At 70.2% G+C, this 23,805-nt stretch carries 24 protein-coding genes; 11 read left to right on the top strand and 13 right to left on the bottom strand.

The window, feature by feature from the left end:
• Positions 1-67: 67 nt before the first annotated feature.
• From OG219_RS27895 to OG219_RS27880, 4 genes are all read right to left on the bottom strand, one after another.
• Positions 68-601, bottom strand: a complete 534-nt coding sequence (locus tag OG219_RS27895; protein WP_266830955.1) for a GNAT family N-acetyltransferase — start codon at positions 599-601, stop codon at positions 68-70.
• Positions 602-614: 13 nt separating this feature from the next.
• Complete coding sequence (gene mqnE, locus OG219_RS27890; RefSeq protein WP_266830953.1) at positions 615-1,778, bottom strand: aminofutalosine synthase MqnE; 1,164 nt, start codon at positions 1,776-1,778, stop codon at positions 615-617.
• A 49-nt stretch (positions 1,779-1,827) separates the two neighbouring features.
• Entirely contained in the window at positions 1,828-2,283 is a 456-nt protein-coding gene (locus tag OG219_RS27885; protein ID WP_266830951.1) for an Lrp/AsnC family transcriptional regulator, read from the bottom strand.
• Positions 2,284-2,375: 92 nt separating this feature from the next.
• Positions 2,376-3,050 (bottom strand): UbiX family flavin prenyltransferase, encoded by a 675-nt coding sequence (locus OG219_RS27880; RefSeq protein WP_266830949.1) that lies wholly within the window; start codon positions 3,048-3,050, stop codon positions 2,376-2,378.
• A 91-nt stretch (positions 3,051-3,141) separates the two neighbouring features.
• Here OG219_RS27880 and OG219_RS27875 point away from each other — a divergent pair, with 91 nt between their 5' ends.
• Entirely contained in the window at positions 3,142-3,771 is a 630-nt protein-coding gene (locus OG219_RS27875; protein WP_266830947.1) for a rhomboid family intramembrane serine protease, read from the top strand.
• Here OG219_RS27875 and mqnP read toward each other — a convergent pair.
• Together mqnP and OG219_RS27865 are read right to left on the bottom strand one after the other, a co-directional pair.
• A complete protein-coding gene (gene mqnP / locus OG219_RS27870; RefSeq protein ID WP_266830945.1) occupies positions 3,761-4,663 on the bottom strand; it encodes a menaquinone biosynthesis prenyltransferase MqnP in 903 nt (300 codons plus the stop codon). The genes OG219_RS27875 and mqnP overlap by 11 nt on opposite strands.
• Before the next feature lie 31 nt (positions 4,664-4,694).
• Complete coding sequence (locus OG219_RS27865) at positions 4,695-6,146, bottom strand: menaquinone biosynthesis decarboxylase (protein ID WP_266830943.1); 1,452 nt, start codon at positions 6,144-6,146, stop codon at positions 4,695-4,697.
• Between the two features lie 88 nt (positions 6,147-6,234).
• On the opposite strand from OG219_RS27865, the gene OG219_RS27860 reads away from it, so the two are divergent.
• Both OG219_RS27860 and OG219_RS27855 read left to right on the top strand, forming a co-directional pair.
• Positions 6,235-6,636, top strand: a complete 402-nt coding sequence (locus tag OG219_RS27860) for a PLD nuclease N-terminal domain-containing protein (RefSeq protein ID WP_266830941.1) — start codon at positions 6,235-6,237, stop codon at positions 6,634-6,636.
• Between the two features lie 17 nt (positions 6,637-6,653).
• Positions 6,654-7,544 carry a LysR family transcriptional regulator gene (locus OG219_RS27855; RefSeq protein ID WP_266836255.1) on the top strand — a complete coding sequence of 297 codons (891 nt, stop codon included), beginning with the start codon at positions 6,654-6,656 and terminating at the stop codon, positions 7,542-7,544.
• Here the strand turns inward: OG219_RS27855 and OG219_RS27850 are convergent.
• Both OG219_RS27850 and OG219_RS27845 read right to left on the bottom strand, forming a co-directional pair.
• On the bottom strand, positions 7,432-8,469 hold the full coding sequence (locus tag OG219_RS27850; RefSeq protein ID WP_266830939.1) for a DMT family transporter: 1,038 nt from the start codon (positions 8,467-8,469) through the stop codon (positions 7,432-7,434). The two genes, OG219_RS27855 and OG219_RS27850, sit on opposite strands and share 113 nt — an antisense overlap.
• Before the next feature lie 133 nt (positions 8,470-8,602).
• On the bottom strand, positions 8,603-9,019 hold the full coding sequence (locus tag OG219_RS27845) for a CoA-binding protein (protein ID WP_266830937.1): 417 nt from the start codon (positions 9,017-9,019) through the stop codon (positions 8,603-8,605).
• Positions 9,020-9,204: 185 nt separating this feature from the next.
• Here OG219_RS27845 and OG219_RS27840 point away from each other — a divergent pair, with 185 nt between their 5' ends.
• Positions 9,205-10,590 carry a cytosine permease gene (locus tag OG219_RS27840; protein WP_266830935.1) on the top strand — a complete coding sequence of 462 codons (1,386 nt, stop codon included), beginning with the start codon at positions 9,205-9,207 and terminating at the stop codon, positions 10,588-10,590.
• A 6-nt stretch (positions 10,591-10,596) separates the two neighbouring features.
• Here the strand turns inward: OG219_RS27840 and OG219_RS27835 are convergent, their stop codons facing one another.
• Together OG219_RS27835 and OG219_RS27830 are read right to left on the bottom strand one after the other, a co-directional pair.
• Positions 10,597-11,022, bottom strand: a complete 426-nt coding sequence (locus OG219_RS27835) for an SRPBCC family protein (RefSeq protein ID WP_266830933.1) — start codon at positions 11,020-11,022, stop codon at positions 10,597-10,599.
• A gap of 137 nt (positions 11,023-11,159) precedes the next feature.
• Positions 11,160-12,170 (bottom strand): aldo/keto reductase, encoded by a 1,011-nt coding sequence (locus OG219_RS27830; protein WP_266830931.1) that lies wholly within the window; start codon positions 12,168-12,170, stop codon positions 11,160-11,162.
• A gap of 139 nt (positions 12,171-12,309) precedes the next feature.
• Here OG219_RS27830 and OG219_RS27825 point away from each other — a divergent pair, with 139 nt between their 5' ends.
• The gene (locus tag OG219_RS27825; protein WP_266830929.1) at positions 12,310-13,230 is read left to right on the top strand and encodes a LysR substrate-binding domain-containing protein; all 921 of its coding nucleotides are present in this window, start codon (positions 12,310-12,312) and stop codon (positions 13,228-13,230) included.
• A 16-nt stretch (positions 13,231-13,246) separates the two neighbouring features.
• Here the strand turns inward: OG219_RS27825 and OG219_RS27820 are convergent, their stop codons facing one another.
• Positions 13,247-13,969 (bottom strand): hypothetical protein, encoded by a 723-nt coding sequence (locus tag OG219_RS27820; RefSeq protein WP_266830927.1) that lies wholly within the window; start codon positions 13,967-13,969, stop codon positions 13,247-13,249.
• Positions 13,970-14,175: 206 nt separating this feature from the next.
• On the opposite strand from OG219_RS27820, the gene OG219_RS27815 reads away from it, so the two are divergent.
• Entirely contained in the window at positions 14,176-15,315 is a 1,140-nt protein-coding gene (locus OG219_RS27815) for an abortive phage infection protein (RefSeq protein ID WP_266830925.1), read from the top strand.
• Positions 15,316-15,320: 5 nt separating this feature from the next.
• Here the strand turns inward: OG219_RS27815 and OG219_RS27810 are convergent, their stop codons facing one another.
• Complete coding sequence (locus OG219_RS27810) at positions 15,321-16,634, bottom strand: PucR family transcriptional regulator (protein WP_266830923.1); 1,314 nt, start codon at positions 16,632-16,634, stop codon at positions 15,321-15,323.
• A 121-nt stretch (positions 16,635-16,755) separates the two neighbouring features.
• Here OG219_RS27810 and OG219_RS27805 point away from each other — a divergent pair, with 121 nt between their 5' ends.
• The 5 genes from OG219_RS27805 to OG219_RS27785 all read left to right on the top strand — a co-directional run bounded on the left by OG219_RS27805 (position 16,756) and on the right by OG219_RS27785 (position 23,412).
• Positions 16,756-17,223: a nucleoside deaminase gene (locus OG219_RS27805; RefSeq protein ID WP_266830921.1), complete on the top strand. Its 468-nt coding sequence runs from the start codon at positions 16,756-16,758 to the stop codon at positions 17,221-17,223.
• Positions 17,216-18,199, top strand: a complete 984-nt coding sequence (locus tag OG219_RS27800) for an isopenicillin N synthase family oxygenase (protein WP_266830919.1) — start codon at positions 17,216-17,218, stop codon at positions 18,197-18,199. Before OG219_RS27805 ends, OG219_RS27800 begins: the two co-directional genes overlap by 8 nt.
• 147 nt (positions 18,200-18,346) lie before the next feature.
• A complete protein-coding gene (locus OG219_RS27795; RefSeq protein WP_266830917.1) occupies positions 18,347-19,576 on the top strand; it encodes a cytochrome P450 in 1,230 nt (409 codons plus the stop codon).
• A 160-nt stretch (positions 19,577-19,736) separates the two neighbouring features.
• Positions 19,737-21,845 carry a hypothetical protein gene (locus OG219_RS27790; protein WP_266830915.1) on the top strand — a complete coding sequence of 703 codons (2,109 nt, stop codon included), beginning with the start codon at positions 19,737-19,739 and terminating at the stop codon, positions 21,843-21,845.
• Between the two features lie 19 nt (positions 21,846-21,864).
• Entirely contained in the window at positions 21,865-23,412 is a 1,548-nt protein-coding gene (locus tag OG219_RS27785) for an ABC transporter substrate-binding protein (RefSeq protein ID WP_266830913.1), read from the top strand.
• Here OG219_RS27785 and OG219_RS27780 read toward each other — a convergent pair.
• On the bottom strand, positions 23,402-23,803 hold the full coding sequence (locus OG219_RS27780; RefSeq protein ID WP_266830910.1) for an SRPBCC domain-containing protein: 402 nt from the start codon (positions 23,801-23,803) through the stop codon (positions 23,402-23,404). The genes OG219_RS27785 and OG219_RS27780 overlap by 11 nt on opposite strands.
• Between the last annotated feature and the right edge of the window lie 2 nt (positions 23,804-23,805).

The raw sequence follows: 23,805 nt of genomic DNA, 5'->3' as shown, positions 1-23,805 counted from the left end.
CGTTTGGAACATCCCAAAGGGCACCGTCCAGTGAAGCACGACGGGGCGTCGATCTTGCAGGGGGGCCTCAGCCACGGCAGGCGAGCGGCAGCAGCATCGTGATGTCGTCACGGTCCTCACCGGGAGCGACACGGATCGCGCCGGGCACGCGGCCGACCTCCTTGTATCCGCAGGAGGCGTAGAACCGCTCAAGGCCCTCCCCGCCCCGGCAGGTGAGCCGTATCGCCTCGATCCCCTCGAAGCCGGCGCCCGCCTCCTCGGCGGCGGCAAGGAGCTCGCGCCCGTACCCCTTGCCCTGGTGCCGGGGATGCACCATCACCGTGTACAGCCACACCCAGTGCTTCATCAGCCGGTGCGTGTTGAAGCTGAGGAACGCGGTGGCGGCGACGGTGCCGTCGTCGTCGTAGCCCACGAGCAGCCGGGTGCGGCCGTCCGAGATCGCCGTGAGGTGCTTGAGCCACTCGGGCCGGACGTCCTCGGCGTCGACCGGCGGTACGAAGCCGACGGAGCCGCCCGTGTTCGAGACGTCCACCCACAGGCCGATCACTCCGTCACGGAGCTCCGGACCTATGGGCGGGTCCAGTTGGAAGGTCAGTGCCATCGTGCGCGCCCGCTCAGACCCGCATCGGCTGGGGGGACTCACGGCGCGCCGGGTCCGGACCGTCGTACTCGCGGATGATCTCGTACCGCGTGTTCCGCTCGACCGGGCGGAAGCCGGCGTCGCGGATCAGGTCGAGGAGGTCCTCGCGGGTCAGCTTGTTCGGGGTGCCGTAGTTGTCGGCGTCGTGCGTGATCTTGTACTCGACGACCGAGCCGTCCATGTCGTCGGCACCGTGCTGGAGGGCGAGCTGGGCGGTCTGGACGCCGTGCATGACCCAGAAGACCTTGACGTGCGGGACGTTGTCGAAGAGGAGACGGGAGACCGCGAAGGTCTTCAGGGCCTCGGCGCCCGTCGCCATCTGCGTACGCGCCTGGAGGCGGTTGCGGACCTTGCCGTCCTTCACGTCCACGAAGTCGTGCTGGTAGCGCAGCGGGATGAAGACCTGGAAGCCGCCGGTCTCGTCCTGGAGTTCACGCAGCCGCAGCACGTGGTCCACGCGGTGGCGGGGCTCCTCGATGTGGCCGTACAGCATCGTGCACGGGGTCTTGAGACCCTTCTCGTGCGCGAGGCGGTGGATGCGCGACCAGTCCTCCCAGTGGGTGCGGTGGTCGACGATGTGCTGCCGGATCTCCCAGTCGAAGATCTCCGCGCCGCCGCCGGTCAGCGACTCCAGACCCGCGTCGATCAGCTCGTCCAGGATCTCGGACGCCGACAGACCGCTGATCGTCTCGAAGTGGTGGATCTCCGTCGCCGTGAAGGCCTTCAGGGAGACGTTCGGGAGGGCCTTCTTCAGTTCGCTGAGCGAGCGCGGGTAGTAGCGCCACGGCAGGTTCGGGTGCAGGCCGTTGACGATGTGCAGCTCGGTGAGGTTCTCGCCCTCCATCGTCTTGGCGAGGCGGACGGCCTCCTCGATGCGCATCGTGTACGCGTCCTTCTCGCCCGGCTTGCGCTGGAACGAGCAGTACGCGCAGGACGCGGTGCACACGTTCGTCATGTTGAGGTGGCGGTTGACGTTGAAGTGGACGACGTCGCCGTTCTTCCGCGTCCGCACCTCGTGGGCGAGCCCGCCCAGCCAGGCCAGGTCGTCCGACTCGTACAGCGCGATGCCGTCCTCGCGGGTCAGCCGCTCACCGGCCCGGACCTTGTCCTCCAGCTCGCGCTTGAGCCCGACATCCATGCTTCTGCCTCTCTTAGTGACGAACCCTGACAACCGTACGCCCCGCCCTTTACTCCTCTTCGGGCAGCTCTCCCACCCGGTTCTCCCACTTCGTGGAGAGCACGATGGTCGTACGGGTCCTGGAGACGCCCTTCGTTCCGGACAGCCGCCGGATGGTCTTCTCCAGGCCGTCCACGTCGCTCGCCCGCACCTTGAGCATGAACGAGTCGTCGCCGGCGATGAACCAGCAGTCCTCGATCTCGCTGAGGTCCCGCAGCCGGTGCGCCACGTCCTCGTGGTCGGCGGCGTCGGAGAGCGAGATGCCGATCAGGGCGATCACGCCGAGACCGAGTGAGGCCGAGTCGACCGTGGCGCGGTATCCGGTGATGACACCGGCCGCCTCCAGCCTGTTGATGCGGTCGGTGACACTGGGTCCCGACAGACCGACGAGGCGCCCCAGTTCCGCGTAGGAAGCCCGGCCGTTCTCTCTCAGGGCCTGGATGAGCTGCCTGTCCACCGCGTCCATGCGATCGATAGCCTTCCGCTGAAGAGTTCCTGAAAGTGATGAATGCCCGAAATCGGGTACTGCTCGGTGCTCACATAGCTACTGCCCGGTGCTCACGTGGTGCGCGAACCCCCGCCGAGCTCGCCCTCCCACCGCCGGTACAGGCCGTGCTCGACGCCCGCCGCGTCGAGGATCCGCCCGGCCACGAAGTCCACCAGGTCCTGGATGTGCGTGGCCCCCGCGTAGAACGCAGGCGAGGCGGGCAGTACGGTCGCGCCCGCGTCGTCCAGAGAGACCAGGTGCCTCAGCGTCTGCCCGTTCAGCGGGGTCTCGCGGACGGCGACGACCAGCTTGCGGCCCTCCTTGAGGGTGACGCTCGCGGCGCGCTGGAGCAGGTCCTTCGAGAGGCCGAGGGCGACCCCGGCCACGCAGGCGGTGGAGGCGGGCACGATGAGCATGCCCTTCACGGGGTACGAGCCGGAGGACGGCCCGGCCGCCAGATCCCCGGCACTCCAGTGACGTACGGCGTCGATGCGCACGTCAAAGGTGCCCGGCTTCCCGTCGGCGCCCCGCGCCAGCCACTCGCGCAGGTCGCTCTGCCAGTGCGCGTCCCGGAAGGAGATGCCCGTCTCGTCGAGCAGGGTGAGCCGGGAGGCGCGGGAGACCACGAGGTCCACGCTCTCCCCCGCATCCAGAAGCGCACGCAGGACGGCAGCGGCGTACGGGGTACCGGACGCGCCCGACACCCCCACGATCCAAGGCCGGCGCTGCGTCTGTCCTGGGTTCATGGTGCCGAGCCTATCCGGCGTCGCGGGGTGGGAACCGGCCAAGGGGGTCGGAGCGTTTCCCGGAGGGGACGAGTTGACCGTGGGGGTTGCCATGTCGGGTACAGGGTCGGGCACCAGGCCGGGTGCGGGGCTCGCGTGGACGCGGGGCGACCGGGCGGGGGCCGCCGCCAAGTTGATGGTGGGCTGGGTGGCCCTGCTGTGGCTGCTCGAAGTGGCCGACGCGGTCAGCGGCCACGCGCTCGACGGCCTCGGCATCGTGCCGCGCCAGGCCTCCGAGCTCGTCGACATCGTGCCCGCCGCCTTCATCCATTTCGGCTTCGCCCATGTCGCCGCCAACAGCGTGCCGCTGCTGGTCCTCGGCTTCCTCGCGGCCCTCGGCGGGCTGCGCCGGTTCGCCGCGGTCTGCGCGATGATCATCGTCGCGGACGGTCTGGGCGTGTGGCTCATAGCCCCGGCGAACAGCAACACCGCGGGCGCCTCGGGCCTGATCTTCGGCCTGTTCGGCTTCCTTCTGGTCGGCGGCTTCATCGAGCGCCGCCCGCTGGGCGTCCTCGTCGGCCTGCTGGTCGGCGCGGTCTGGGGCAGCTCGATCCTCATGGGCCTCGCCCCGACACAGTCGGGCGTCAGCTGGCAGGGCCATCTGATCGGCCTGATATCGGGGGTGGCGGCGGCGTTCCTGTTCCGCCGCCGGGCCACCACCGCGCCCGCGCTTATACGGTGAGCCCGCGCACCAGCAGATCGAGCAGGGCGCAGGCGAACAGCGCGATGCCGATGAACCCGTTGACGCTGAAGAACGCGCGGTTCAGGCGCGACAGGTCGTGCGGTTTGACGATGGAGTGCTCGTAGAGGAAGGCGCCCGCGACGATCACCAGGCCGACCCAGAAGAACGTTCCGGCGTCGGTGGCGAGGGCGTACCAGACGAACAGCGCCGTGGTGACGGTGTGGCAGGCACGCGCACCCCACACGGCCGCGGGGATCCCGAAGCGCGCCGGCACCGACATCACGCCGACCTCGCGGTCCGTCTCCACGTCCTGGCAGGCGTAGATCAGGTCGAAGCCGCCGATCCAGATGCCGACCGCGAGCCCGAGGACGACCGCGTCCCAGGACCACTCGCCGGTGATCGCCAGCCAGCCGCCGATCGGGCCCATCGCCTGGGCGAGACCCAGGATGGCCTGCGGGAAGTTCGTGAACCGCTTGCCGTACGGGTACACGACCATCGGGATGACCGCGATGGGCGCGAGGGCCAGGCACAGCGGGTTGAGCAGGGCAGCGGCGCCGAGGAAGAAGACGAGCGCGACCAGCGCCCCGGTCCAGGCGTGCTTCACGGTCATCGCGCCGGTGACCAGTTCGCGATGGGCCGTACGGGGATTGCGGGCGTCGATCTCGCGGTCGATGATCCGGTTCGCGGCCATGGCGAACGTACGCAGCCCGACCATCGCGACGGTGACGAGCAGCAGCCGTCCCCAGTGGATGTTCTCGTCCAGCTGGAACATCGCGGTCAGCGCGGCGATGTAGGCGAAGGGCAGCGCGAACACCGAGTGCTCGATCATGACCAGGCGCAGGAACGCCTTGGTGCGGCCCGGCTGCGGGAGTGCCGCGGAAGCTGAACTCACCGGTCGTACTCCCTCACACCGTTCGCAGTCCTCACAGGCCGTACTCCTTCCAGCGGCGGTCGACCTTCGCCGCCGTCTCCGGGTCGGAAAGCACCATCTCGGGCCAGCCCCCGTCCCGGGTGTAGCCCTCCTCGGGCCACTTCCTCGTCGCGTCGATGCCGGCCTTGCCTCCCCAGAACTGCTGGTACGAGGCGTGGTCGAGGTGGTCGACCGGACCTTCCACGACGGTGAGGTCGCGGGCGTAGTCCGTGTTGCCGAGGGCCCGCCACGCGACCTCGTGCAGATCGTGGACGTCGCAGTCGGAGTCGACCACCACGATCAGCTTGGTGAGGGACATCATGTGTGCCCCCCACACAGCGTGCATCACCTTCTGGGCGTGCTTGGGGTATTTCTTGTCGATCGCGACGATCGCGCAGTTATGGAAACCCCCTGCTTCGGGCAGGTGGTAGTCCACGATGTCCGGCACGATGATCTTGAGGAGGGGGAGGAAGAACCGCTCCGTCGCCCGGCCCAGGGGTCCGTCCTCCGTCGGAGGGCGGCCTACGACGATCGACTGGATCAGCGGCCGCTTCCGCATCGTCACGCAGTCGATGGTCAGCGCCGGGAACGGCTCCTGCGGCGTGTAGAACCCGGTGTGGTCGCCGAACGGCCCCTCCGGGAGCATCTCGCCCGGCTCCAGCCACCCTTCGAGTACGACCTCGGCGTTCGCGGGCACCTGCAGCGGCACCGTCTTGCAGTCGACCATCTCGATGCGCTTGCCCTGGATGAACCCGGCGAAGAGGTACTCGTCGATGTCACCGGGCAGCGGGGCGGTCGAGGCGTACGTCACGGCGGGCGGGCACCCGAAGGCGATGGCGACCGGCAGCCGCTCACCCTTGCGGGCCGCCACCTGGTAGTGGTTCCGGCTGTCCTTGTGGATCTGCCAGTGCATGCCGATGGTGCGCTTGTCGTGGCGCTGGAGGCGGTAGAGCCCGAGGTTGCGGATGCCGGACTCGGGGTCCTTGGTGTGGGTGAGGCCCAGGTTGAAGAAGGACCCGCCGTCCTGCGGCCAGGTGAACAGCGCCGGAAGCTGGTCCAGGTCCACGTCCTCACCCCGGAGCACGACCTCCTGGACCGGCGCTTCCTTGACCTTCTTCGGCGGTACGTGGGTCATCGCGCCGAGCTTCCCGAAGGCCTCGCGGACCCCGACGAAGCCGTGCGGCAGCTCGGGCTTGAGCAGCCCGCCGATCTTCTCGGAGATGTCGCCGTACGACTTCAGCCCCAGGGCCTTCAGCAGTCTCCGGTCGGTCCCGAACACGTTCATCGCGAGCGGCATCGCCGACCCGCGCACGTTCTCGAAGAGCAGCGCGGGCCCCTGGGCCTTCTGCACCCGGTCGACGATCTCCCCGACTTCCAGATACGGGTCCACCTCGGCCTTGATGCGCTTGAGGTCACCCTCGCGCTCCAGGGCCCGCAACAGGGAGCGAAGATCGTCATAAGCCATGTCTCCAAGTATCGGCCACCCGCTAACCTGTGCCCGTCACCGGGGCCCTTCGCCGCCCCGCCACCACTCACTGGGGGATCGTCCGCCCATGCTCAGGTATCTGCCCTTCCTGCTGGTCCTGGCGCTGTGGATCTACGCCTTCATCGACTGCCTGAACACCCCGGAGAAGGAAGTCCGGGGCCTGCCGAAGGTGGTGTGGGTGATCATCATCCTGCTCTTCGGCGAGGTGCTGGTCGGGCCGGTCGCCTGGCTGGTGGCGGGCAGGCCGCGCAACACGCCGGGAGACGGCTCCGCGCCCTCGGCGTGGCGGCGCGACCAGCGCACCGGATTCGTCGCGCCCGACGACAACCCCGAGTTCCTCAAGTCCCTCAAGGACGACGGCAAGGCCGATGGCAAGCCGGACGACGAGGCGCTCCTCAAGAAGTGGGAGGCGGACCTCCAGCGCCGCGAGGAGGAACTGAAGCGGCGCGAGCGCGACGACGAGGCCTGACAGCCGCTGTGGCCGACATGGAACTGCGGCTGCTCGTCACCTTCGAGAAGGTCGCGACCATGCTGAGTTTCACGCAGGCCGCCGCCGAGCTGAAGTACGCGCAGTCCAGCGTGACCAGTCAGATCCGCGCCCTGGAGTCCTCACTCGGGGCCGAGCTCTTCGACCGGCTGGGCAGCAGGATCCGGCTGACCGAGGCGGGTGAACGGCTCCTCCCGTACGCCCGGCAGATCATCGAGCTGGCCGAGGAGGCGCGGGCGGCGGTCGTCGGCGCCGGGGAGCCCAGCGGCGCGCTCACCGTCGGCACGATGGAGTCGCTGACCGCGTACCGGCTGCTGCCGCTCCTTGAACTGTTCCACCACCGCTACCCGGGCGTCCGGCTCTCGCTCCGCACGACCATCGGCGACGAGACCCGGCAGGCGCTGCGGCAGGGCACGTACGACGTGGGCTTCCTGATGGAGCGGGAGACCGAGCACGCGGGCCTCGAAACGGCGGTGCTCGCGGTCGAGCCGCTGGCGCTCGTCGCGGCGCCTGGGCATCGGCTGGCCAACACGCCCGTGGCCACCGCGGATCTCGTACGGGAGTCCCTGCTCGCCACCGAACCGGGCTGCGCCTACCGGGACTTGTTCGAGCTGGAGCTCAACTCCCTTGCGCAGGTCGCCTTCACGGAGTTCGGCACGATCGAGGCGACCAAGCGTGCCGCGGCGGCCGGCCTCGGGATCGCGCTGCTGCCCGAGGTGACGGTCGCCGCCGAGCTGGCGGACGGCAGTCTGCTGCGGCTGCCGTGGGAGGTGCCGTTCACACTTCGGACGCAGCTGGCGTGGCGGGCCGGGAAGCGGCTTCCGGCGCATGTGCGGCTGTTCGTGGAGCAGGCGCGGCGGCTGGTGCGGGAGCAGTCGTCGGGAGCGTGACCTGCGCGGGCTTCGCGGGCATGGCCTTCGCGGGCATGGCCTTCGCGAGCGTGACCTTCAGGCTGGCCGCAACGATCAGCGGGACGCCCAGCGCCTGGACGAGGCCGATGTGGTGGCCGTACACCGCCCAGTCGGCGACCATCGCGACCGCCGGGTAGGTGAAGGCGAGTACGGCGATCTTCGCGGTCGGCAGTTTGGCGTACGCGGAGTACATGAGGACGTACATCAGGCCCGTGTGGATGAGTCCGAGTCCGACCAGCCAGCCCCATCCGGCGCCGGTCCCACGCATCGCGCCGAAGTCGGCGAAGGGGAGCAACAGCGGGATGCCCACGAGGACTTGGACGAGGGCGATGAGGTGGGGGCGTACGCCGGTGATGCGCTTGGTCACGAGGGTGGAGAGGCCGTAGAGCAGGGCGGCGAGGAGTGCCTGGCCGATGCCGAGGAGGTAGGTGGTGTCACCGCCGGTGAAGTCGGCCGGGCGGATTCCCGAGACCAGGATCAGGCCGGCGAAGGCGACGACGATCCAGCCCGCCTTCGCCGCGGTGAGGCGCTCGCGGAAGAGGAGGGCGCCCAGCAGGACCACGTAGAACGGCTGGGTGTGGTAGACGACCGTCGCGACCGAGATCGACGTGTTCTCGTACGACTGGAAGAGCAGGACCCAGTTGAAGACGATGAACACCCCGCCGAGTACGGCGAGTCCGAACTTTCGCGGGGTGAAGCCGTGACCGCGGAACCAGCCGCGGGCGACGACGTACGCGCCCAGCGCCAGGGCGCCGAAGAGGACGCGGAAGAAGACGACGTTGAAGGGGGAGGCGCCGGACTCGACGACGAAGATGCCCAGCGTTCCGGAGAGCACCATCGCGGCGGTGAGTTGGGCGGTGCCCTTGTTCTCGGGGGTGCTTTTGGATGTGCTTTTCGAGGTCATGGGCCGAACGTACGAGCGGGGGTCATGGCCGGTCCACGAGCCAGTGGGGCGTCCTGCCGATGGGGGCATCGGCAGGACCTATGGCGCTTCGGCAGGACCGATGACGTGTCGGCAGGACCGGTGCCGCGTCGGATCAGCCCAGCCCCAGCCGGGTGATCTCCCGCCCCGCGGAGCGGTCCATCACCATCCGCAGGCCGGCTTCACGGGTCCTGTCGTAGGCGGGCACGTCCACGACGCCCAGTTGGAACCAGACCGCTTTGGCGCCGAGCGTCACCGCCTGGTCGGCGATGTCGCCGGCCAGGGCGGAGTTGACGAACACGTTCACCACGTCCACCGGGAAAGGGATCTCCGCGAGCGAGGCGTAGCCCTGCTCGCCGTGCACCGTCTCGGCCTTGGGGTGCACGGGCACCACCTTCTTGCCGATGCGCTGCAGCTTCTCGGCCACGCGGTAGGCGGCCCGTTCGGGGTTGCTGGACAGACCGACCACAGCCCAGATGTCTCCGGCGCTTGTGAGGATGTCCTTGATCGTCGCGTCGTCGCCATAAGTCATCGCCATCTCCATCGCCACAGAATGGCATACAGGATCCAATATGGCGATGGCCTGTCGTGCCCGAGCGATGGCTTGCCGTGCCCCATACGGCACCGCGTCCGGTACAAGGTGTACGCCCGCATGCCCCCCGAAACGGACAATGCGCCTCTGCCCCGCGGCGGCCCGGCCCCGGACACTTACGGTGCATGACGACCGCTCCCGCCAGTTCAGCACCAGCCCTCGCCCCCGAGTACGGCGACAAAGTCATCGCCGTCGAGACGGCGGGCTCGGAACCGATCGCCGACGCCGAACGGCACGGCAGCCCGCTCCAGTTGCTGTGGACATGGGCCTCCCCGAACATCGAGTTCGCGACCGTCTACATCGGCGTGATCTCCGTCCTCTTCTTCGGCCTGAACTTCTGGCAGGCGGCCGCGGCTCTGCTGCTCGGCACCGCGCTGGGCTCGCTGACGCAGGGGATCCTGTCGCTCGACGGGCCCCGGTTCGGCGTACCGCAGATGGCGATCGGCCGCTTCGCCTTCGGTTACCGGGGCAATCTGCTGCCGTCGGGTGTGAACGCGCTGGTCGCGGGTGTCGGCTGGTTCGCTGTGAACAGTGTGAGCGCGGCTTTCGCGCTCAACACGCTGACGGACCTGCGTCCGCTCCCCTCGCTGTTGATAGTGGTGGCGGCCGAGATCGTGATCGGCTTCATCGGCCACAACTTCGTGCACGCCTTCGAGAAGTACGCGTTCCCCGTCCTTGCGGTCGTCTTCCTGCTGGCCGGTGCCTGGACCTTCAAGGAGGCCGACCTCGGCGGGGCCGGCGCGGGCGGCGGCATCGGCGGCTTCCTGCTCGCCTTCAGCACGGCCTGGGGTTACACGGCCGGCTGGAACCCGGGCGCCTCCGACTACTCCCGCTACCTCCCGCGCACGGCGAACCGCTTCAAGACCGCCCTCTACCCCGCCGTGGGCCTCTTCGTGTCGATCGCGGTCGTCTCCCTGATCGGCGCCGCCTCGGCGACGATCGTGGCCCCCGAGGGCGCGACCCCGACGGCCGCCTTCACCGGCCATCTCCCGTCCTGGCTCAGCAACTTGGTGCTCCTCGCCATCATCCTGGGCGCGGTCTCGGCGAACGCCATCAACGTCTACTCCTCCGCCATGTCGGTCACCTCGCTGGGCCTACGGCTGCCGGTCTGGCTCGGGCGCAGCGCACTGGTGGTCCTGTCCGGCCTGGCGGGTACGGCGGCGGCATGGGCGTCACTGGCCGACGCGGGGCACGCGTACGAGGCGTTCCTGCTGGTCATCGCGTACTGGGTGGGTCCATGGCTGGGCGTGGTGCTGGTCGAGCGCTGGATGCGCTCACACACCCCGGCCGAGGAACTGACCCTGCGGCTCGGCGACCGCTCGTACACCAACTGGCCCGGCATGGCCGCCCTGTTGACCGGCATCGCGGTATCGGTCCCGCTCTTCTCCAACCAGGAGAAGTACGTGGGGTGGGTACCGGAGCAGTGGCCGGCGTTCGGGGACATCACCTGTCTCGTGGGGTTCGTGGTGAGCGCGGGGCTGTATGCGGGGCTTCGGCGCCGGGCGGCGTAGGGCCCCTCAGGCGGCTTCCGGGGCGAGTGTCCGGTGCAGGGCGTCCAGGCCGTCGCTGTAGATGCCGTGGAAGAGGGCGATGGCCTCCTCGTCGGTCACACCGTTCGGAGTGAAGGTGCCGGACCACTCGACGCGGGCCGTGTCCTGTCCGGGGACGGTGTGCACAGTGAGGGTGGAGAGGTAGCCGGTTACGGGGAAGGGGGCCTGGAGGATGGAGTACGTGTACGTGCGTGCCGTGTTGTCGAAGGCTTCGAGGCGCTCGATGATGACGCCGCCGTCCTCGGCCCGGAGGGAGCGGACGCGGCCGCCCTCGCTGAGTTCGCTGGTGGGGATGTAGGGCAGCCAGTCGGGGAGCGAGTCGAAGCCGCCGATGAGCTGCCAGGTGCGGTCGGGGGATGCGGGCACGTCGATGGACGCGGTGGTGGTGGCCACGGGGGTCTCCTGGGGAGGGTGGGTTACGGGCTGAGGGTCAGGCGGTCGGTGCGGGCCGAGGGTCAGGCGGTCGGCACCGGCCGAGGGTCGAGCAGTCGGTACGGGCCGAGGGTCGAGCAGTCGGTACGGGCTGACGGTCAAACGGACGGTACCGGTGCGGAGTCGGCGATCAGCTTCTGGTCGCGCAGGGCCGTCCAGAACTCGGCCGGGATCGTCTCGCCGAGTGCGGCCACGTCCTCCGCGATGCGGCTGGGCTTGGTGGCGCCGGGGATCGCGGCGACGGTCGCCGGGTGGGCGAGGGAGAACTGCAGGGCGGCGGCCTTGATGCCGACCCCGTGCCGCTCGGCGAGCGCCTTGATCCGCGCCACCTTGTCGACGATGGCGGCGGGCGCCTTCTGGTACTCGAAGTGCGTACCGCCGGCGAGGATCCCCGAGCTGTAGGGGCCGCCGACGACGATGTCCACGTCCTGGGCGGAGGCGGCCGGCAGCAGGCGCTGCAGGGCACGGTCGTGGTCGAGAAGGGTGTAGCGGCCGGCGAGGAGGAAGGCGTCGGGCTTCGGCTCGTCCAGGTCGAGGGTGAGCTCCAGGGGCTCGACGCGGTTGACGCCCAGGCCCCAGGCCTTGATGACGCCCTCCTCGCGCAGCTTCTGCAGGACGCGGAAGGCACCCGTGCGGGCCGTCTCGTAGGCGGCCAGCCACTCGTCCCCGTAGAAGTCCTGGGCGACGTCGTGCACCCACACGATGTCGAGGCGGTCGGTCCCGAGCCGCTTGAGGCTGTCCTCGATGGAGCGCAGGGTGGCGTCGGCGGTGTAGTCGTTGATCATCTTGTTCGGGCGGCCGTGCTCGAAGAGGCCGCCCTTCTCGCCGAGGTCACGGGCGGCGGGGTCCTCGATCTCGTCGAGGACGACCCGGCCGACCTTGGTGCTGAGGACGTACTCGTCGCGCGGCTGCCGGCCCAGTACGTCACCGAGGCGGATCTCGGAGAGGCCCGCGCCGTAGAAGGGTGCGGTGTCGAAGTAGCGGATGCCCTGGCCCCAGGCGGCCTCCACGGTGGCCGCCGCCTCCTCGTCGGGGATGGCGCGGAACATGTTGCCGAGCGGGGCGGTGCCGAATCCGAGCGCACCGGGCAGGAGGGACTTGATGGTCATGAGAGATCCTCTTCGAATCGATTTCTGCGGATCTGCTACCGAATGAGAGATCCGCCGGGCTTGCGTGTTCGAGGCTATGATCCCTGCATGAGACTGTCCAAGACTTACTTCGACTCACTTGAGTCCCCCGAGGTCCCACATGCTTGACCTGCGACAACTCCGCTACTTCGTGGCCGTCGCCGAGTCCGAACACGTCGGGCGCGCCGCCGAGCAGCTGCACATCTCCCAGTCCCCCCTCAGCCGGCAGATCGCCCAGCTCGAGAAGAACCTCGACCTGACCCTCTTCGAGCGCAGCCAGCAGCGCATCCGGCTGACCTCCGACGGCCGGGTCTTCCTGACCGAGGCCCGCGCCCTGCTGCGCCACGCGGACAGGCTGGAGAACCTCGGCCGGCGACTCGGCCGCGGCGAGGAGGGCGGCCTGTGCATCGGGTACGTCGCCGACGCCATGCACACGGGCGTCCTGCCCTCCGCCCTTCGCACCCTGCGCGAGGAACGCCCCGGCATTCACGTGGCGCTGTACGACCAGGAGTCCACCGAGCAGTTCGAGGGCCTGCGCCAGCGCAGCCTGGACATCGCGCTGGTCCGCACACCGCCGCCCGAGGACGACGCGGATCTCCAGGCTGCCCCCTTGCTGCGGGACCCGCTGCTGCTCGCCCTGCCCGCGCACCATCCCCTCGCGGAGCAGGCGGAGTTGACGCCCGAGGCGCTCGACGGGCAGCCGTGGATCGCGGTGGGCGACGAACCGGACCCGGCCTGGCGCGACACGTTCGTCGCGTCATGCGTGAACTCCGGCTTCACGCCCGACATCCGCCTCGACGCCGCCGACCCGCTCACCGCCCTCGGCCTGGTCGCCTCCGGCCTCGGCCTCGCCCTCGTCCAGCAGAGCATGATGCGGGGCACGACCGAGGGGATCGTGGTGCGCGAACTCCCTTGGTACGGAGGCTCGGTACAACTGTGGGCGGCCTGGCACCGGGTCGATCTCCGCCCGGTGGTGACGTCGTTCCGCGAGACGGTCCTCGCGGAACGGGGGCCGTCCGCCCCTGCCGGAGACCAGGACTAGCCCACTTCCACTTCGGTCACCCGTACGAGCCGAGTCCGACCAGGCAGTACACGTACTCGTAGAGGGGTATCCCGTTGCGGGTGTAGCTGTAGGAAAACGCGTACTCCGTCCGGGGGTTGGCGTTGCAGCGGCTCAGTTCCGAGGTCAGCGGGATCGTCTCGATCACCTTGTAGTGGGCGTCGGACGCCGAGCAAGAGACCTCGTCGACGCCGCTGACCTCCTGCGCGGTCGAGGAGTCCGGCAGGGTTCCGTTGAGGCAGGTGCCGGATTCGTACGGGTCGGGGGCCGCGCTCTCAGTGCCGTACGGGTCCTCGGTGTACGGGTCTTCGCTGTACGGCTCGTCCGAGTACGGATCCTCGGTGTACGGATCTGCGGTGTACGGATCTGCGGTGTACGGATCTGCTGTGTAGGGGTCCTCCGAATACGGTTCCTCGGCGTACGGGGAGCTGGTCGTGTCCACGCCGGAGGCGTTGTCGCTGTCGCTGCCGTCGCCCCCGTTGGCCAGCACCACCAGGAACACGAGCACGGCGGCGACTGCGAGCACGCCCAGCCCTTGGAGGCCGCGCGACGGGGTCGCCGGGCTCGTTACCCGTATGCGCAGCAGCACCTCCGTCTCACCGACGCGGATCCGTACGACGTCGCCGTCCCGTACGGGCGGGACACGGACACGGGTGGCGCCGGACGGCAGAGGAACGGTGACGACGGCACCGGAAGCGGCCTGTTGAGGCGTGAGAGACATGGAGAGTTCCACCGCGCCAGTGTTCACCAACGGGCAACCGCGCTGAGGAAGCTTTCCAAAACATCGACCTCGGCGACGCCGCACACCTTAAGTCGCACCCGACTTCATACCTTCGACGGCCGTACGCAGACCATCGGCGGACGGCGGGACCCCGCGCCGCTTCCCAGACTGGGTCGGGACGACGACATGGGACAGGGGGAGACGCGATGCAGGGGATCACTCGGGCACGGTTTCTGGGGATGGCCGCGGGGGTCGGGGGTGCGGCGGTGTTGCCGGCAGCGGGGCGGGCTTCGGCAACCGGGGCCGGGCAGAGGAGCGGGGGCGGGCACGGGCTGACGTACCGGGGTGTCGTCTACGAGGTCGGTGAAGGGGAGACACCCGGTACCGCGTGGGACCCGGTGCGGATGCGGGCCGACATGCGGGCCATCGATCGCGACCTGCACGCCAACTCCGTCAAGGTCACGGGCTACGGCGTCGAGCGGCTCACCGCCACGGCGGGTGAGGCGGCGGAGCGGGGGCTGAACGTCTGGCTCGAACCCACGTTGGGGGACGTACCGGAGAAGGAGATCCTCGAACACCTCGCGGAGACAGGGCGGTTCGCCGAGCGGCTGCGGCGACAGGGGGCCGGGGTGCACCTCAGCGTCGGCTGCGAGTTCTGGCTCTTCGTTCCCGGCATCGTGCCCGGCGACAATGCCCTGGAGCGGATCGAGAACCTGATGAGCGGCAACTTCGATCCGGTGCTGATGGCGCGCCGCCTGAGCCGCTTCACCGCGAAGGCGGCCGGGGTCGGCCGGTCGGTCTTCGGCGGGCGGCTGACGTACGCCGCAGCCCAGGACGACGACGTCGACTGGGGCCTCTTCGACCTCGTCGGCATCGACTACTACTCGTACTTCCGGAGCCGGAACGAGTACGTCCGCGACCTCGACCGGTTCCGGCGCTTCGGGAAGCCGGTCGCCATCACGGAGTTCGGCTGCTGCACCTTCAGGGGCGCGCCGGAGCAGGGCGGCATGGGCTGGGACGTCGTCGACTACACGAAGGAGCCGCCCGAGATCAAGGACGGGCTCGGGCTCGTGCGGAGCGAGCGCACCCAGGCCGCGTATCTGACGGACGTGCTCTCGGTGTTCGAGTCGATGGGCCTGTACTCGGCGATGGCGTTCACCTTCGTCACACCGGACGCCCCGCACGTTCCCGACGATCCGCGCCACGACCTGGACATGGCGAGCTACGGCATCGTGAAGCCGGTCAAGGACCGGTCCGCCGACCCCGCGTCCGACTGGCACTGGGAGCCGAAGGAGTCCTTCCACGCGCTCGCCCGGCAGTACGGGCGGGCGGCCCGGGGCTGCTGACCCCTTCAGGCCACCGTCCGCAGGCCGCCGCCCCGCACGGCCGGCACCCCGCGCACGATCCGGTGGGCGCACAGGGCCGTGAGGAGGTCGCCGAGCAGGTCGGGGTCGTCGATCTCCAGGCCGAGCAGGGACTCGATCCGCTCCAGGCGCTGGTAGAGGGACTGGCGGCCGATGTGCAGGAGCGCCGCCGTGCGGGTGGGTGAGCAGCCGTGGCGGAGGTGGACCTCCAGGGTGCGTACGAGGTCGCTGGGGTGGGCGGCCTCCCAGGCCAGCAGGGGGCCCAGCGTGTGCTGGACCAGCCGGGCGAGCCGGTCGCGGTTGGCGTCCACGCCGCCGCGGGTCAGCTCCCGTTCCAGGGCGAGCGCCCGCGAGGAGGTCACCGACGGTCCGCCCTGCGCGGTGGGCGGTTCGGCGGGCGGCACGGTGAGGGCCAGTTCCAGCGTCGTACGGGCCGCCCGCAGCGTCTCGCTCCAGCGCAGCCACCCGCTCCCCACCGCGACCGCGTGTCCTACGGCCACGGTCAGGGCCGGTTCGGCGGCGGCCGCGGCGCGGAAGGCGTCCTGCACGGCGCGTACGGGGTCGCGCGTGCTTCCGGAGCGCGCTCCGGCGCTCAGCACACGTTCCGCGCCCCCTCCCGCCCCCGACATAGCCACCAACGCCAGCACATCCCCCGGAAACGCCGCCCGCAGCACCGACACCCCACCCAGGGCCCGTGCCGCGCGGTCGACCACGCCCAGGTCGCGTGCCCCGTGCACCGAGACGCCGAGCAGGCGTGCGCCCGCGCCCGGATGGAAGCCGGCGAGCGCCGCGCGTGCCTCCACTTCGGGCTGGTTGAGGGCCTGGCCGTCGGCGAGGTCGGCGAGCAGGGCGGCCGTGTGGTCGCCGCCCCAGGGGCGTGCGGCCGAGCGCCCCGAGAGGCCCCGCGCGACGATCGCCCGGTTCGCCGCCTCCGTGATGCGGACGAACGGGACCACGCGGTGCAGGGCGAGCAGCGGGAGACCCAGCAGACGGGCCTCGTCCGCGACCTCCTCCGGCATGTGTGCCAGGGAGCGCCCGACCTCGACCGCGAGCCCCGCCGCACCACGGGCGGCGAGTTCACGGACGTACCGCCGTCGCGTCCCCTCGTCGGCGTCGGTCAGCCCGAAGCCGTTGGTCAGCAGGAGTTCCCCGCCGTCCAGGAAGTTCGCGCCCTCGTACACCTCACTCGAATGCACCCAGCGGACGGGGCGGTCCAGGGAACCCTCACCGGCGAGGAGTTCGGGCTCGGTGGAGCGGACGGGATCGAGGGCCAGGATGTCGCGGAGGGTCAGTGCGGGCATTCGCGTCGCCTCCCGGCGGGTCTGGGGCGCGCCCCGGCCGACAGTTCGTCCGGATGCGGGTTGCCGGGAGAGTACTTTCCGCACGTTGCCCTGGTGTTTCGGCCACAGGAGAGTGGGACCCATGGAGCGTACGGATCGCATCGATCAGGCACAGGCGCGCGACTGGCTCGCCACCGCCGTCGCCGAGGCCCGCGCCGGGCTCGCCGAGGGCGGCATCCCCATCGGGGCCGCGCTGTACGGCGCGGACGGCACCGTCCTCGGCCGCGGCCACAACCTCCGCGTCCAGGACGACGACCCGTCCATGCACGCGGAGACCGCCGCGTTCCGGAACGCGGGACGGCAGCGCTCGTACCGCGGTACGACGATGGTGACCACCCTCTCCCCCTGCTGGTACTGCAGCGGTCTGGTCCGGCAGTTCGGGATCTCCCGGGTCGTCATCGGCGAGTCGGCCACCTTCCACGGCGGCCACGACTGGCTCGCCGGGCACGGTGTCGAGATCGTGATGCTCGACGACCCCGAATGCACCGCCCTGATGCGCGACTTCATCAAGGACCACCCCGACCTTTGGAACGAGGACATCGGTGACTGACCCCCTGCCCGAGGCCACCCCCCGCATCCCCACCATCGACCTGCGCCCCTGGCTCTCCGGCGACCCGGACGCCCGCGCCGGCATCGCCCGCACCGTCGACCAGGCGCTCCAGACGGCTGGTTTCCTGCTCGTCACCGGACACGGTGTGGACCCGTCGCTGCGCAGGAACATCCGCGCGGCCGCCCGCGCGTTCTTCGCCCTCCCCGCGGAGACGAAACAGCCGTACGCCGTCACCGTCGGCGGCCGCGGCTGGCTCGGCCCGGGTGCCGAGGCGAACGGCTACTCGGAGGGTACGGAGACCCCGCCGGACCTCAAGGAGTCGCTGACGTTCGCGACGCACGAGGAGTTCGAGGACCCGGAGACCAACGCGGAGTGGTACGCGCCGAACGTCTGGCCCGCGGAGGCGCCCGAGCTGCAGAAGCTCTGCGAGGAGTACCTGGCGAGGATGGGCGAGCTGGAGAACCACCTCCTCGCGCTGCTCGGCGAGGCCCTCGGTCTGGAGCCGGACTTCTTCACGAAGCACATGGACCACCCGACGTACGGCTTCAACATCAACTGGTATCCGGGGACGGAGGTCGTGGGCGAGCCCGAGCCGGGCCAGTTCCGCATCGGCCCGCACACCGACTTCGGGACCGTCACGATCCTCGACCGGCAGGCGGGCAAGGGCGGGCTGCAGGTCTTCACTGACGAGGGCGGCTGGGAGGACGCGCCCTTCGACGCGGAGGCGTTCACCATCAACATCGGGGATCTGATGGCCCGTTGGACGGGAGACAGGTGGCGCTCGGGCCGGCACCGCGTGCTGCCCCCGCCCGCCGACGCGCCCGCCGAGGAGCTGATGTCGCTCGTCTACTTCGGCGAGTGCACACCGGGGACGGTCGTGGAGTCGGTGCCGGCTCCGGTGGGACGGGTGGCCTACGAGCCGGTGGACTCGCACGTGTACCTGCGCGCGAAGCTGGACTCGATCACGGTCGGCTGAACAGCCTGCCGAGGCACGGGAGTTGGCGGATACGAACCGAAGTGGGGTGTGTCAGCGGTGTGTCAGTTTCCTGGCAGCGGACCGTCAGGAACATGGGATTCGATGCTCCCGCACGATCCCCCACCGCGCCCCACCGCGAGGAGTGCAATGACCGACACCGTTGCCGACGCCCAGGCCGAGGCCCTCCCCGAGTTCCCGTTCCCCCGCGACTCCGCGTGTCCGTTCGCGCCGCCCCCGGAGCTTCGGAGGCTGCACGCGGAGAAGCCCGTCTCCCGGGTCCGCCTGTTCGACGGCACCGCGCACTGGCTCGTCACCCGCTACGACGACCAGCGGGCCCTGTACAGCGACCAGCGCCTGAGCGTCGACGTCACCAAGCCGGGCTTCCCGTACCTGAACGAGGCCTTCCGCGAAACCGCCTCCAAGATGCCGCCGTCCATCCTCAACATGGACGACCCGGATCACGCGCGGATCCGCCGGATGGTCACCTCCCCCTTCACCATCAAGCGCATCGAGGCCCTGCGTCCCGCCGTCCAGAAGATGACCGACGACCTGATCGACGCGATGCTGGCCGGGCCGAAGCCGGTCGACCTGGTGGAGGCGTTCTCGCTGCCGCTGCCGTCGCTGGTGATCTGCGCACTGCTCGGAGTGCCGTACGAGGACCACGACTTCTTCCAGCGCAACAGCTCGGTGGGGCTCCGCCGGGACGTGACGCCCGAGGAGTCACGGGCCGCCTTCGGCGAGATCTTCGCGTACCTGGGCGGACAGCTCGCCGCGAAGGCCGCCGACCCCGGCGAGGACCTGCTCTCCGACATCGCGGCCCGGATGCGGGCGGGTGAACTCACCGGCACGGAAGCCTCCCTGCTCGGCGTCCTGCTGCTCGGCGCCGGGCACGAGACCTCCGCCAACATGATCGCCCTGGGTGTCCTCGCGCTCCTGGAGCACCCCGACCAGCTCGCCGTCGTCCGCGACACCGACGACCCGAAGGTGGTCGCCAACGCGACGGAGGAGCTGCTGCGTTACCTGACCGTCGTGCACAGCGGTCAGCGCCGCCTCGCCCTGGAGGACATCGAGGTCGGCGGCCAGGTCGTGCGCGCCGGGGAGGGCGTCATCATCCCGGGCGCCACCGGCAACTGGGAGGCCGGCCACTTCCCCGACCCCGAGCGGCTCGACGTCACCCGGGACGCCCGCCGCCACATGGCGTTCGGGTTCGGCATCCACCAGTGCCTGGGGCAGCCGCTGGCCCGACTCGAGCTCCAGATCGTCTACCGCACCCTTTTCCGCCGCATTCCCGGACTGCGTCTGGCCGTCGAACCGGAGAAGGTCCCCTTCAAGGACGGGATCGTCTACGGCGTCCATGAGCTGCCGGTGACCTGGTAGCCACAGGCTCCACACCGGTCACAGTCGACCGACAGAAGGAAAACTTTCGTAACCCAACGGTCACCACGCGCCCTATCCCGAATCAAGTCCCCCTTTTTACACTGGTGTTGATACACCTCAAAGCAGCACATCGGAACGGACCGCCCCGGGGGGAGCTGCGGTGCACAGAGGGCTGCACGGCCGGGGGGCGCTGTTCGACACCGATCCGCCCGGTCTCGCTCCACGGCTCATCGGCCTGCGTCCGTACCAGCACCGCTCGACGCCGTACGAGCACCCGAAGGAACTTCCCTTCGTGGTGTTCGCGGGCGGCCGGGGTCTCGGAAAGAGCGCGCTGCTGGCCGAGTTGAGGAAGGCGTGCAAGGGGCATACGCCGGTCGCGCTGATCGACGGCGAGGACGCGCAGTTCGCGGGGCCGCCGCCGGAGCGGCCCGCGGAGTCCTGGTCGTCGGTCGCGCAGGCGCTCACCACGGTCGCCGAGCAGCTCGCGGAGCCGGTGACGGGGGCCAGGCGGATCAGTTTCCCGCGGCTCGCGGCGGGGCTCCTCGCCGTCGCGGCGAGCGGCTGGAGCGACCGCGATCTGCCGCGCATCCGGCAGGAGGCGGAGCGGATCCTGCTGCTCAACGAGTCGGGCTCCCGGCTCTCCGGGTTCGCGAACCGCTGGGTGAACAAGGTCGTCGCCAAGCTGATCGCCTCCATGTCGGGCACGGGACCGGTCCTTGAGCCGATCATCGAGGCGACCCTGGAGGCGTTCTCGGAGGGCGTCTCCCCCACCCACCACCGACTGCGCCGGGCGGCCACCTGGTACCGCGACTACCCCAACGCGGGCGGCAACCCGAAGCTCGGACTCATCCTGCTCTCCCGGCACTTCAGGGCGGGCGGCAACTCCCGTACGCACGCCGAGCGTTATCTCGTACGGGCCCTGCTGGCGGACCTCGACGACGCCTACACGGGGGCCTTGCAGCGCTCGCACCGGCTCGGCCGCCCGGTCGTGCTCATCGACAACGTGCAGGCGCCCGCGGGCCGGGGCCTCATGGAGTCGGTGCTGCGGGACCGCGCCGACGGCATCGCCGACCAGGTCGTCTTCTTCACCTCGCTGCGGGGGTACAGCCATCCGGCGCTCCGCAACGCCGTCCGGCGCACGCTGCCCGACGTGGCCAGGCGCTGCGACTGGACGCCGGACACCTCGCCCTCCTCGCGCGCACTGCTCGTGTCGCTGCCGCCGCTCACCCCGGACGACACCCTGCACATCGTCGGCGCCACCTGCCTCGACGTCCCGGTCCCGCCCCAACTCCCGCACGCCACCCACCGGTTGACCGGAGGCAGCCCGCTCGGCATCGCCCTGCTCGCCGAGTCCGCCCACCAGAACCTTCCCCGGGCCACCACCCTGGGCGCACTGCTCACCGCCGACGTCGCCCTGCGCGACGACCATGACGGGCAGGCCACCTACCGGGAGCTCCTGGACCGGCTGGTGCCCGGCGGAGGCCTGGACGAGCTGACCGTGCTCGCCGCCGCCCACGACCCCGACTCGGCGCGCGCACTGGCCGAGGCCCAACTCCCGGACGACTTCGGCGCGTCGGGCGTACTGGACCTGGAGGCACGGCTCGCCGCGGAGGGCTGGCCGGTGGCGGCGGACCAGTTCGTCGGCGACCCGTTCCTGCGCGCGCTCCTGCTGCTGCGCCTGCACCACCGCGACCCCGGCCACGAGCAGTGGAGGGCCGCACACCGCACCCTCATCGACCACTACGCCGACCTACCCGGAAGCGAGGACGACCCCGGCCGCGCCCAGTACCGCCTGCACCACGAACTCGCCCTGGGGAAAGCCGACTTCGCGATCGCCTACCTGCGCGACACCTTCCACGACACCGAGACCCGCGCCTGGCTGTCCGCGCTGGTCTTCATCGCCTCCGCGCCCTACTACCACGCACACGATCCGGACGGCCGCGACTTCGACGGCCACGACCACCGGGCGTCCGTCGCACTCGGTCACACCGACGCGGCACAGTCCCCGCCGGAGGCCGTGGACGCCGTACTGCATCTTCGGGTACGCCGACTCCTGCACGCCGTCTGGCAGTTGACCGACCCGCTGGTGCTGCCGGACCCGAAGGTGACCGACCGGCTGCGGTTCGAGCTGGAGCAGCTGTCGAATCTGCGGCCCGCGGGCAACGCGCTGCTGTGGCGGGCGTCCAGGGACTGGCCTGCGGACGCGCTGACCGGCCGCCCGTTCCGCATCCCGGGCGACGAGGACGACGAGGGCGAGGGCGGGTCATGACGCAGGACGGGGGCGAGTGATGGCGCGCTTGTGGGTGTGGTTGCGCGAGGACGTCTGGGAGATCCGGTTCCGGCGGTACATCGCCCTGCTCCTTGCGGCCGTCCTCATCGCCCTCGGCGTCTGGGGTGGTACGACGCTCGCGAAGGAGGACCGTTCCTGCGCGCCCGGCGTCGAACGCGCGCAGGACAGCGACGAATGCGTGGGCGTCTCGGCGACCTCGTACAACTGGGGCCGCTCCCAGTTCACCGAGGCCGTACGGGCCATCGACGCGGAGAACAAGCGCCTCAAGCCCGGCAGTTGGGTCACCGTCGCCCTGCTCGAACCCTTCACTGCGACCGACGCGGACAACCTGGGAGACGCGCTGCACGAGCTCCAGGGCGCCTATCTCGCCCAGTACCGGGCCAACCACGACTCCAACGACCAGACGCCGAAGATCCGGCTCGTCCTCGCCAACCCCGGTGCCACCGGCGAGCAGTGGGAGCACACGGTCGGCCGGCTGGCGCGGATGGCGACCGGGCCCGACCGGCTGCGTGCGGTGACCGGCGTCGGCCTGAGCACCGAGAACAACATGAAGGCCGTCAAGGAGCTCACCCGCCTCGGCATCCCGGTGATCGGCTCCTCCATCACGGCCGACGACCTCGCCAACGGGCAGGCGGGCAAGGACCCTTACCCCGGGCTGGCCCGCGTCTCCCCCACCAACACCGACGAGGCCCGCGCGCTCGCCTCCTTCGCCGACGTCTCGGCGGGCAAGGCGCTCCTGGTCTACGACAAGCCGGGCGACCCCTACTCGCGCACGCTCCAGCAGTCCTTCGAGAAGCTGCTCGAAGGCTCGCCCTACCAACCTCAGCCGTTCACCCCGCCCGCCGACCGCAGCAAGGAGGGCACCACCGCCAACACCTTCCGGCAGATCACCCACCTCGTCTGCGACACGGCACGCTCCACGGACACCATCCTGTTCGCGGGCCGACACACCCAACTGCGGCAGTTCATCAACGCGTTGGGCGACCGCGGCTGCCAGGACCGCAGCTTCACCCTGCTCACCGGCGACGAGGGTTCATATCTCACCGGCGACAAGGACCTCGACCGCACCGCCCTCCAGCACCGCATCTCCGTGCGCTACACGGCACTTGCCCACCCGGACGCCTGGGCCGCGAAGGACGCGCCGAAGAGCGGGGGCAGCGCCGCCGACGCGAAGGTGCTCGACGAGCTGCTCGCCGGCAGCGAGCGCAAGCCGGTCGGTCCCATCGGCGAGGTCTCCCTCGAGGACGGGCAGACGATCATCGCGTACGACGCCATGACGCTCGCCGTCCAGGGCATCCGCGAGGCCACGGCCGACGGGAAGACTGTCCCGCCCATCGCGGACGTCGCCAACCAGTGGACGCTGACGAAGGGCTCCCAGAGGGTGAGCGGCGCGAGCGGCTGGATCTGTCTGGACGTCCACGGCAATCCGTACGACAAGGCCGTACCGATCGTGGAACTGACCTCGGAGGGCAAGGCCCGCTTCGTGGAGATCGCCTGGCCGGAGGGGAAGCCGCCCGCGAAGGAGTGTCTGCCGCCTAGCTCCTAGCCAGCGTGGCGAGCAGCCGCTCGAAGCGTGCCCGCCATCCGGGCGGCTCCCGCTCCCCCTCGTACTCGTGGGTGAACCGGACCGTGGTCCCGTCCGGCACCCCGGGCTCCAGGTGGAACCTGACCCGCCCCTCGACCGTGTACTCGGCGACCCGCTCCACGTCCCAGGCGGTGACCCGCCCGCTGCCCAGCCCCTGCAGGGCGACGGCCCCGCCCAGCCGCGGCTCGAACACCTCGACGGCGGCCAGCCACCCCCGCAGCCCTTCGGGGGTGGCCACCGCCGCCCAGACCTTGTCCACAGGCTGGGGAAGACGCAGCAGGTAGTGCAGGGTGCGCGTGTCTTCGCGGGTCTCGGCGGCGCCCTCTTCGATGGACGGGATGGGTCGGTTCATGA

Origin of the sequence: Streptomyces sp. NBC_00038 (genome assembly GCF_026343635.1) — a bacterium.
GTDB lineage: Bacteria > Actinomycetota > Actinomycetes > Streptomycetales > Streptomycetaceae > Streptomyces.
The sequence above is the reverse complement of the archived record's forward strand: the minus strand, read 5'-3'. Positions and strand labels throughout refer to the sequence as shown.

Excerpts from the sequence above, each read along its gene's own strand:
- OG219_RS27895 (WP_266830955.1), bottom strand. The coding sequence starts at position 601 with ATGGCACTGACCTTCCAACTGGACCCGCCCATAGGTCCGGAGCTCCGT.
- mqnE (WP_266830953.1), bottom strand. The coding sequence starts at position 1,778 with ATGGATGTCGGGCTCAAGCGCGAGCTGGAGGACAAGGTCCGGGCCGGT.
- OG219_RS27885 (WP_266830951.1), bottom strand. The coding sequence starts at position 2,283 with ATGGACGCGGTGGACAGGCAGCTCATCCAGGCCCTGAGAGAGAACGGC.
- OG219_RS27880 (WP_266830949.1), bottom strand. The coding sequence starts at position 3,050 with ATGAACCCAGGACAGACGCAGCGCCGGCCTTGGATCGTGGGGGTGTCG.
- OG219_RS27875 (WP_266830947.1), top strand. The coding sequence starts at position 3,142 with ATGTCGGGTACAGGGTCGGGCACCAGGCCGGGTGCGGGGCTCGCGTGG.
- OG219_RS27865 (WP_266830943.1), bottom strand. The coding sequence starts at position 6,146 with ATGGCTTATGACGATCTTCGCTCCCTGTTGCGGGCCCTGGAGCGCGAG.
- OG219_RS27860 (WP_266830941.1), top strand. The coding sequence starts at position 6,235 with ATGCTCAGGTATCTGCCCTTCCTGCTGGTCCTGGCGCTGTGGATCTAC.
- OG219_RS27855 (WP_266836255.1), top strand. The coding sequence starts at position 6,654 with ATGGAACTGCGGCTGCTCGTCACCTTCGAGAAGGTCGCGACCATGCTG.
- OG219_RS27850 (WP_266830939.1), bottom strand. The coding sequence starts at position 8,469 with ATGACCTCGAAAAGCACATCCAAAAGCACCCCCGAGAACAAGGGCACC.
- OG219_RS27845 (WP_266830937.1), bottom strand. The coding sequence starts at position 9,019 with ATGACTTATGGCGACGACGCGACGATCAAGGACATCCTCACAAGCGCC.
- OG219_RS27840 (WP_266830935.1), top strand. The coding sequence starts at position 9,205 with ATGACGACCGCTCCCGCCAGTTCAGCACCAGCCCTCGCCCCCGAGTAC.
- OG219_RS27830 (WP_266830931.1), bottom strand. The coding sequence starts at position 12,170 with ATGACCATCAAGTCCCTCCTGCCCGGTGCGCTCGGATTCGGCACCGCC.
- OG219_RS27825 (WP_266830929.1), top strand. The coding sequence starts at position 12,310 with ATGCTTGACCTGCGACAACTCCGCTACTTCGTGGCCGTCGCCGAGTCC.
- OG219_RS27820 (WP_266830927.1), bottom strand. The coding sequence starts at position 13,969 with ATGTCTCTCACGCCTCAACAGGCCGCTTCCGGTGCCGTCGTCACCGTT.
- OG219_RS27815 (WP_266830925.1), top strand. The coding sequence starts at position 14,176 with ATGCAGGGGATCACTCGGGCACGGTTTCTGGGGATGGCCGCGGGGGTC.
- OG219_RS27810 (WP_266830923.1), bottom strand. The coding sequence starts at position 16,634 with ATGCCCGCACTGACCCTCCGCGACATCCTGGCCCTCGATCCCGTCCGC.
- OG219_RS27805 (WP_266830921.1), top strand. The coding sequence starts at position 16,756 with ATGGAGCGTACGGATCGCATCGATCAGGCACAGGCGCGCGACTGGCTC.
- OG219_RS27795 (WP_266830917.1), top strand. The coding sequence starts at position 18,347 with ATGACCGACACCGTTGCCGACGCCCAGGCCGAGGCCCTCCCCGAGTTC.
- OG219_RS27785 (WP_266830913.1), top strand. The coding sequence starts at position 21,865 with ATGGCGCGCTTGTGGGTGTGGTTGCGCGAGGACGTCTGGGAGATCCGG.
- OG219_RS27780 (WP_266830910.1), bottom strand. The coding sequence starts at position 23,803 with ATGAACCGACCCATCCCGTCCATCGAAGAGGGCGCCGCCGAGACCCGC.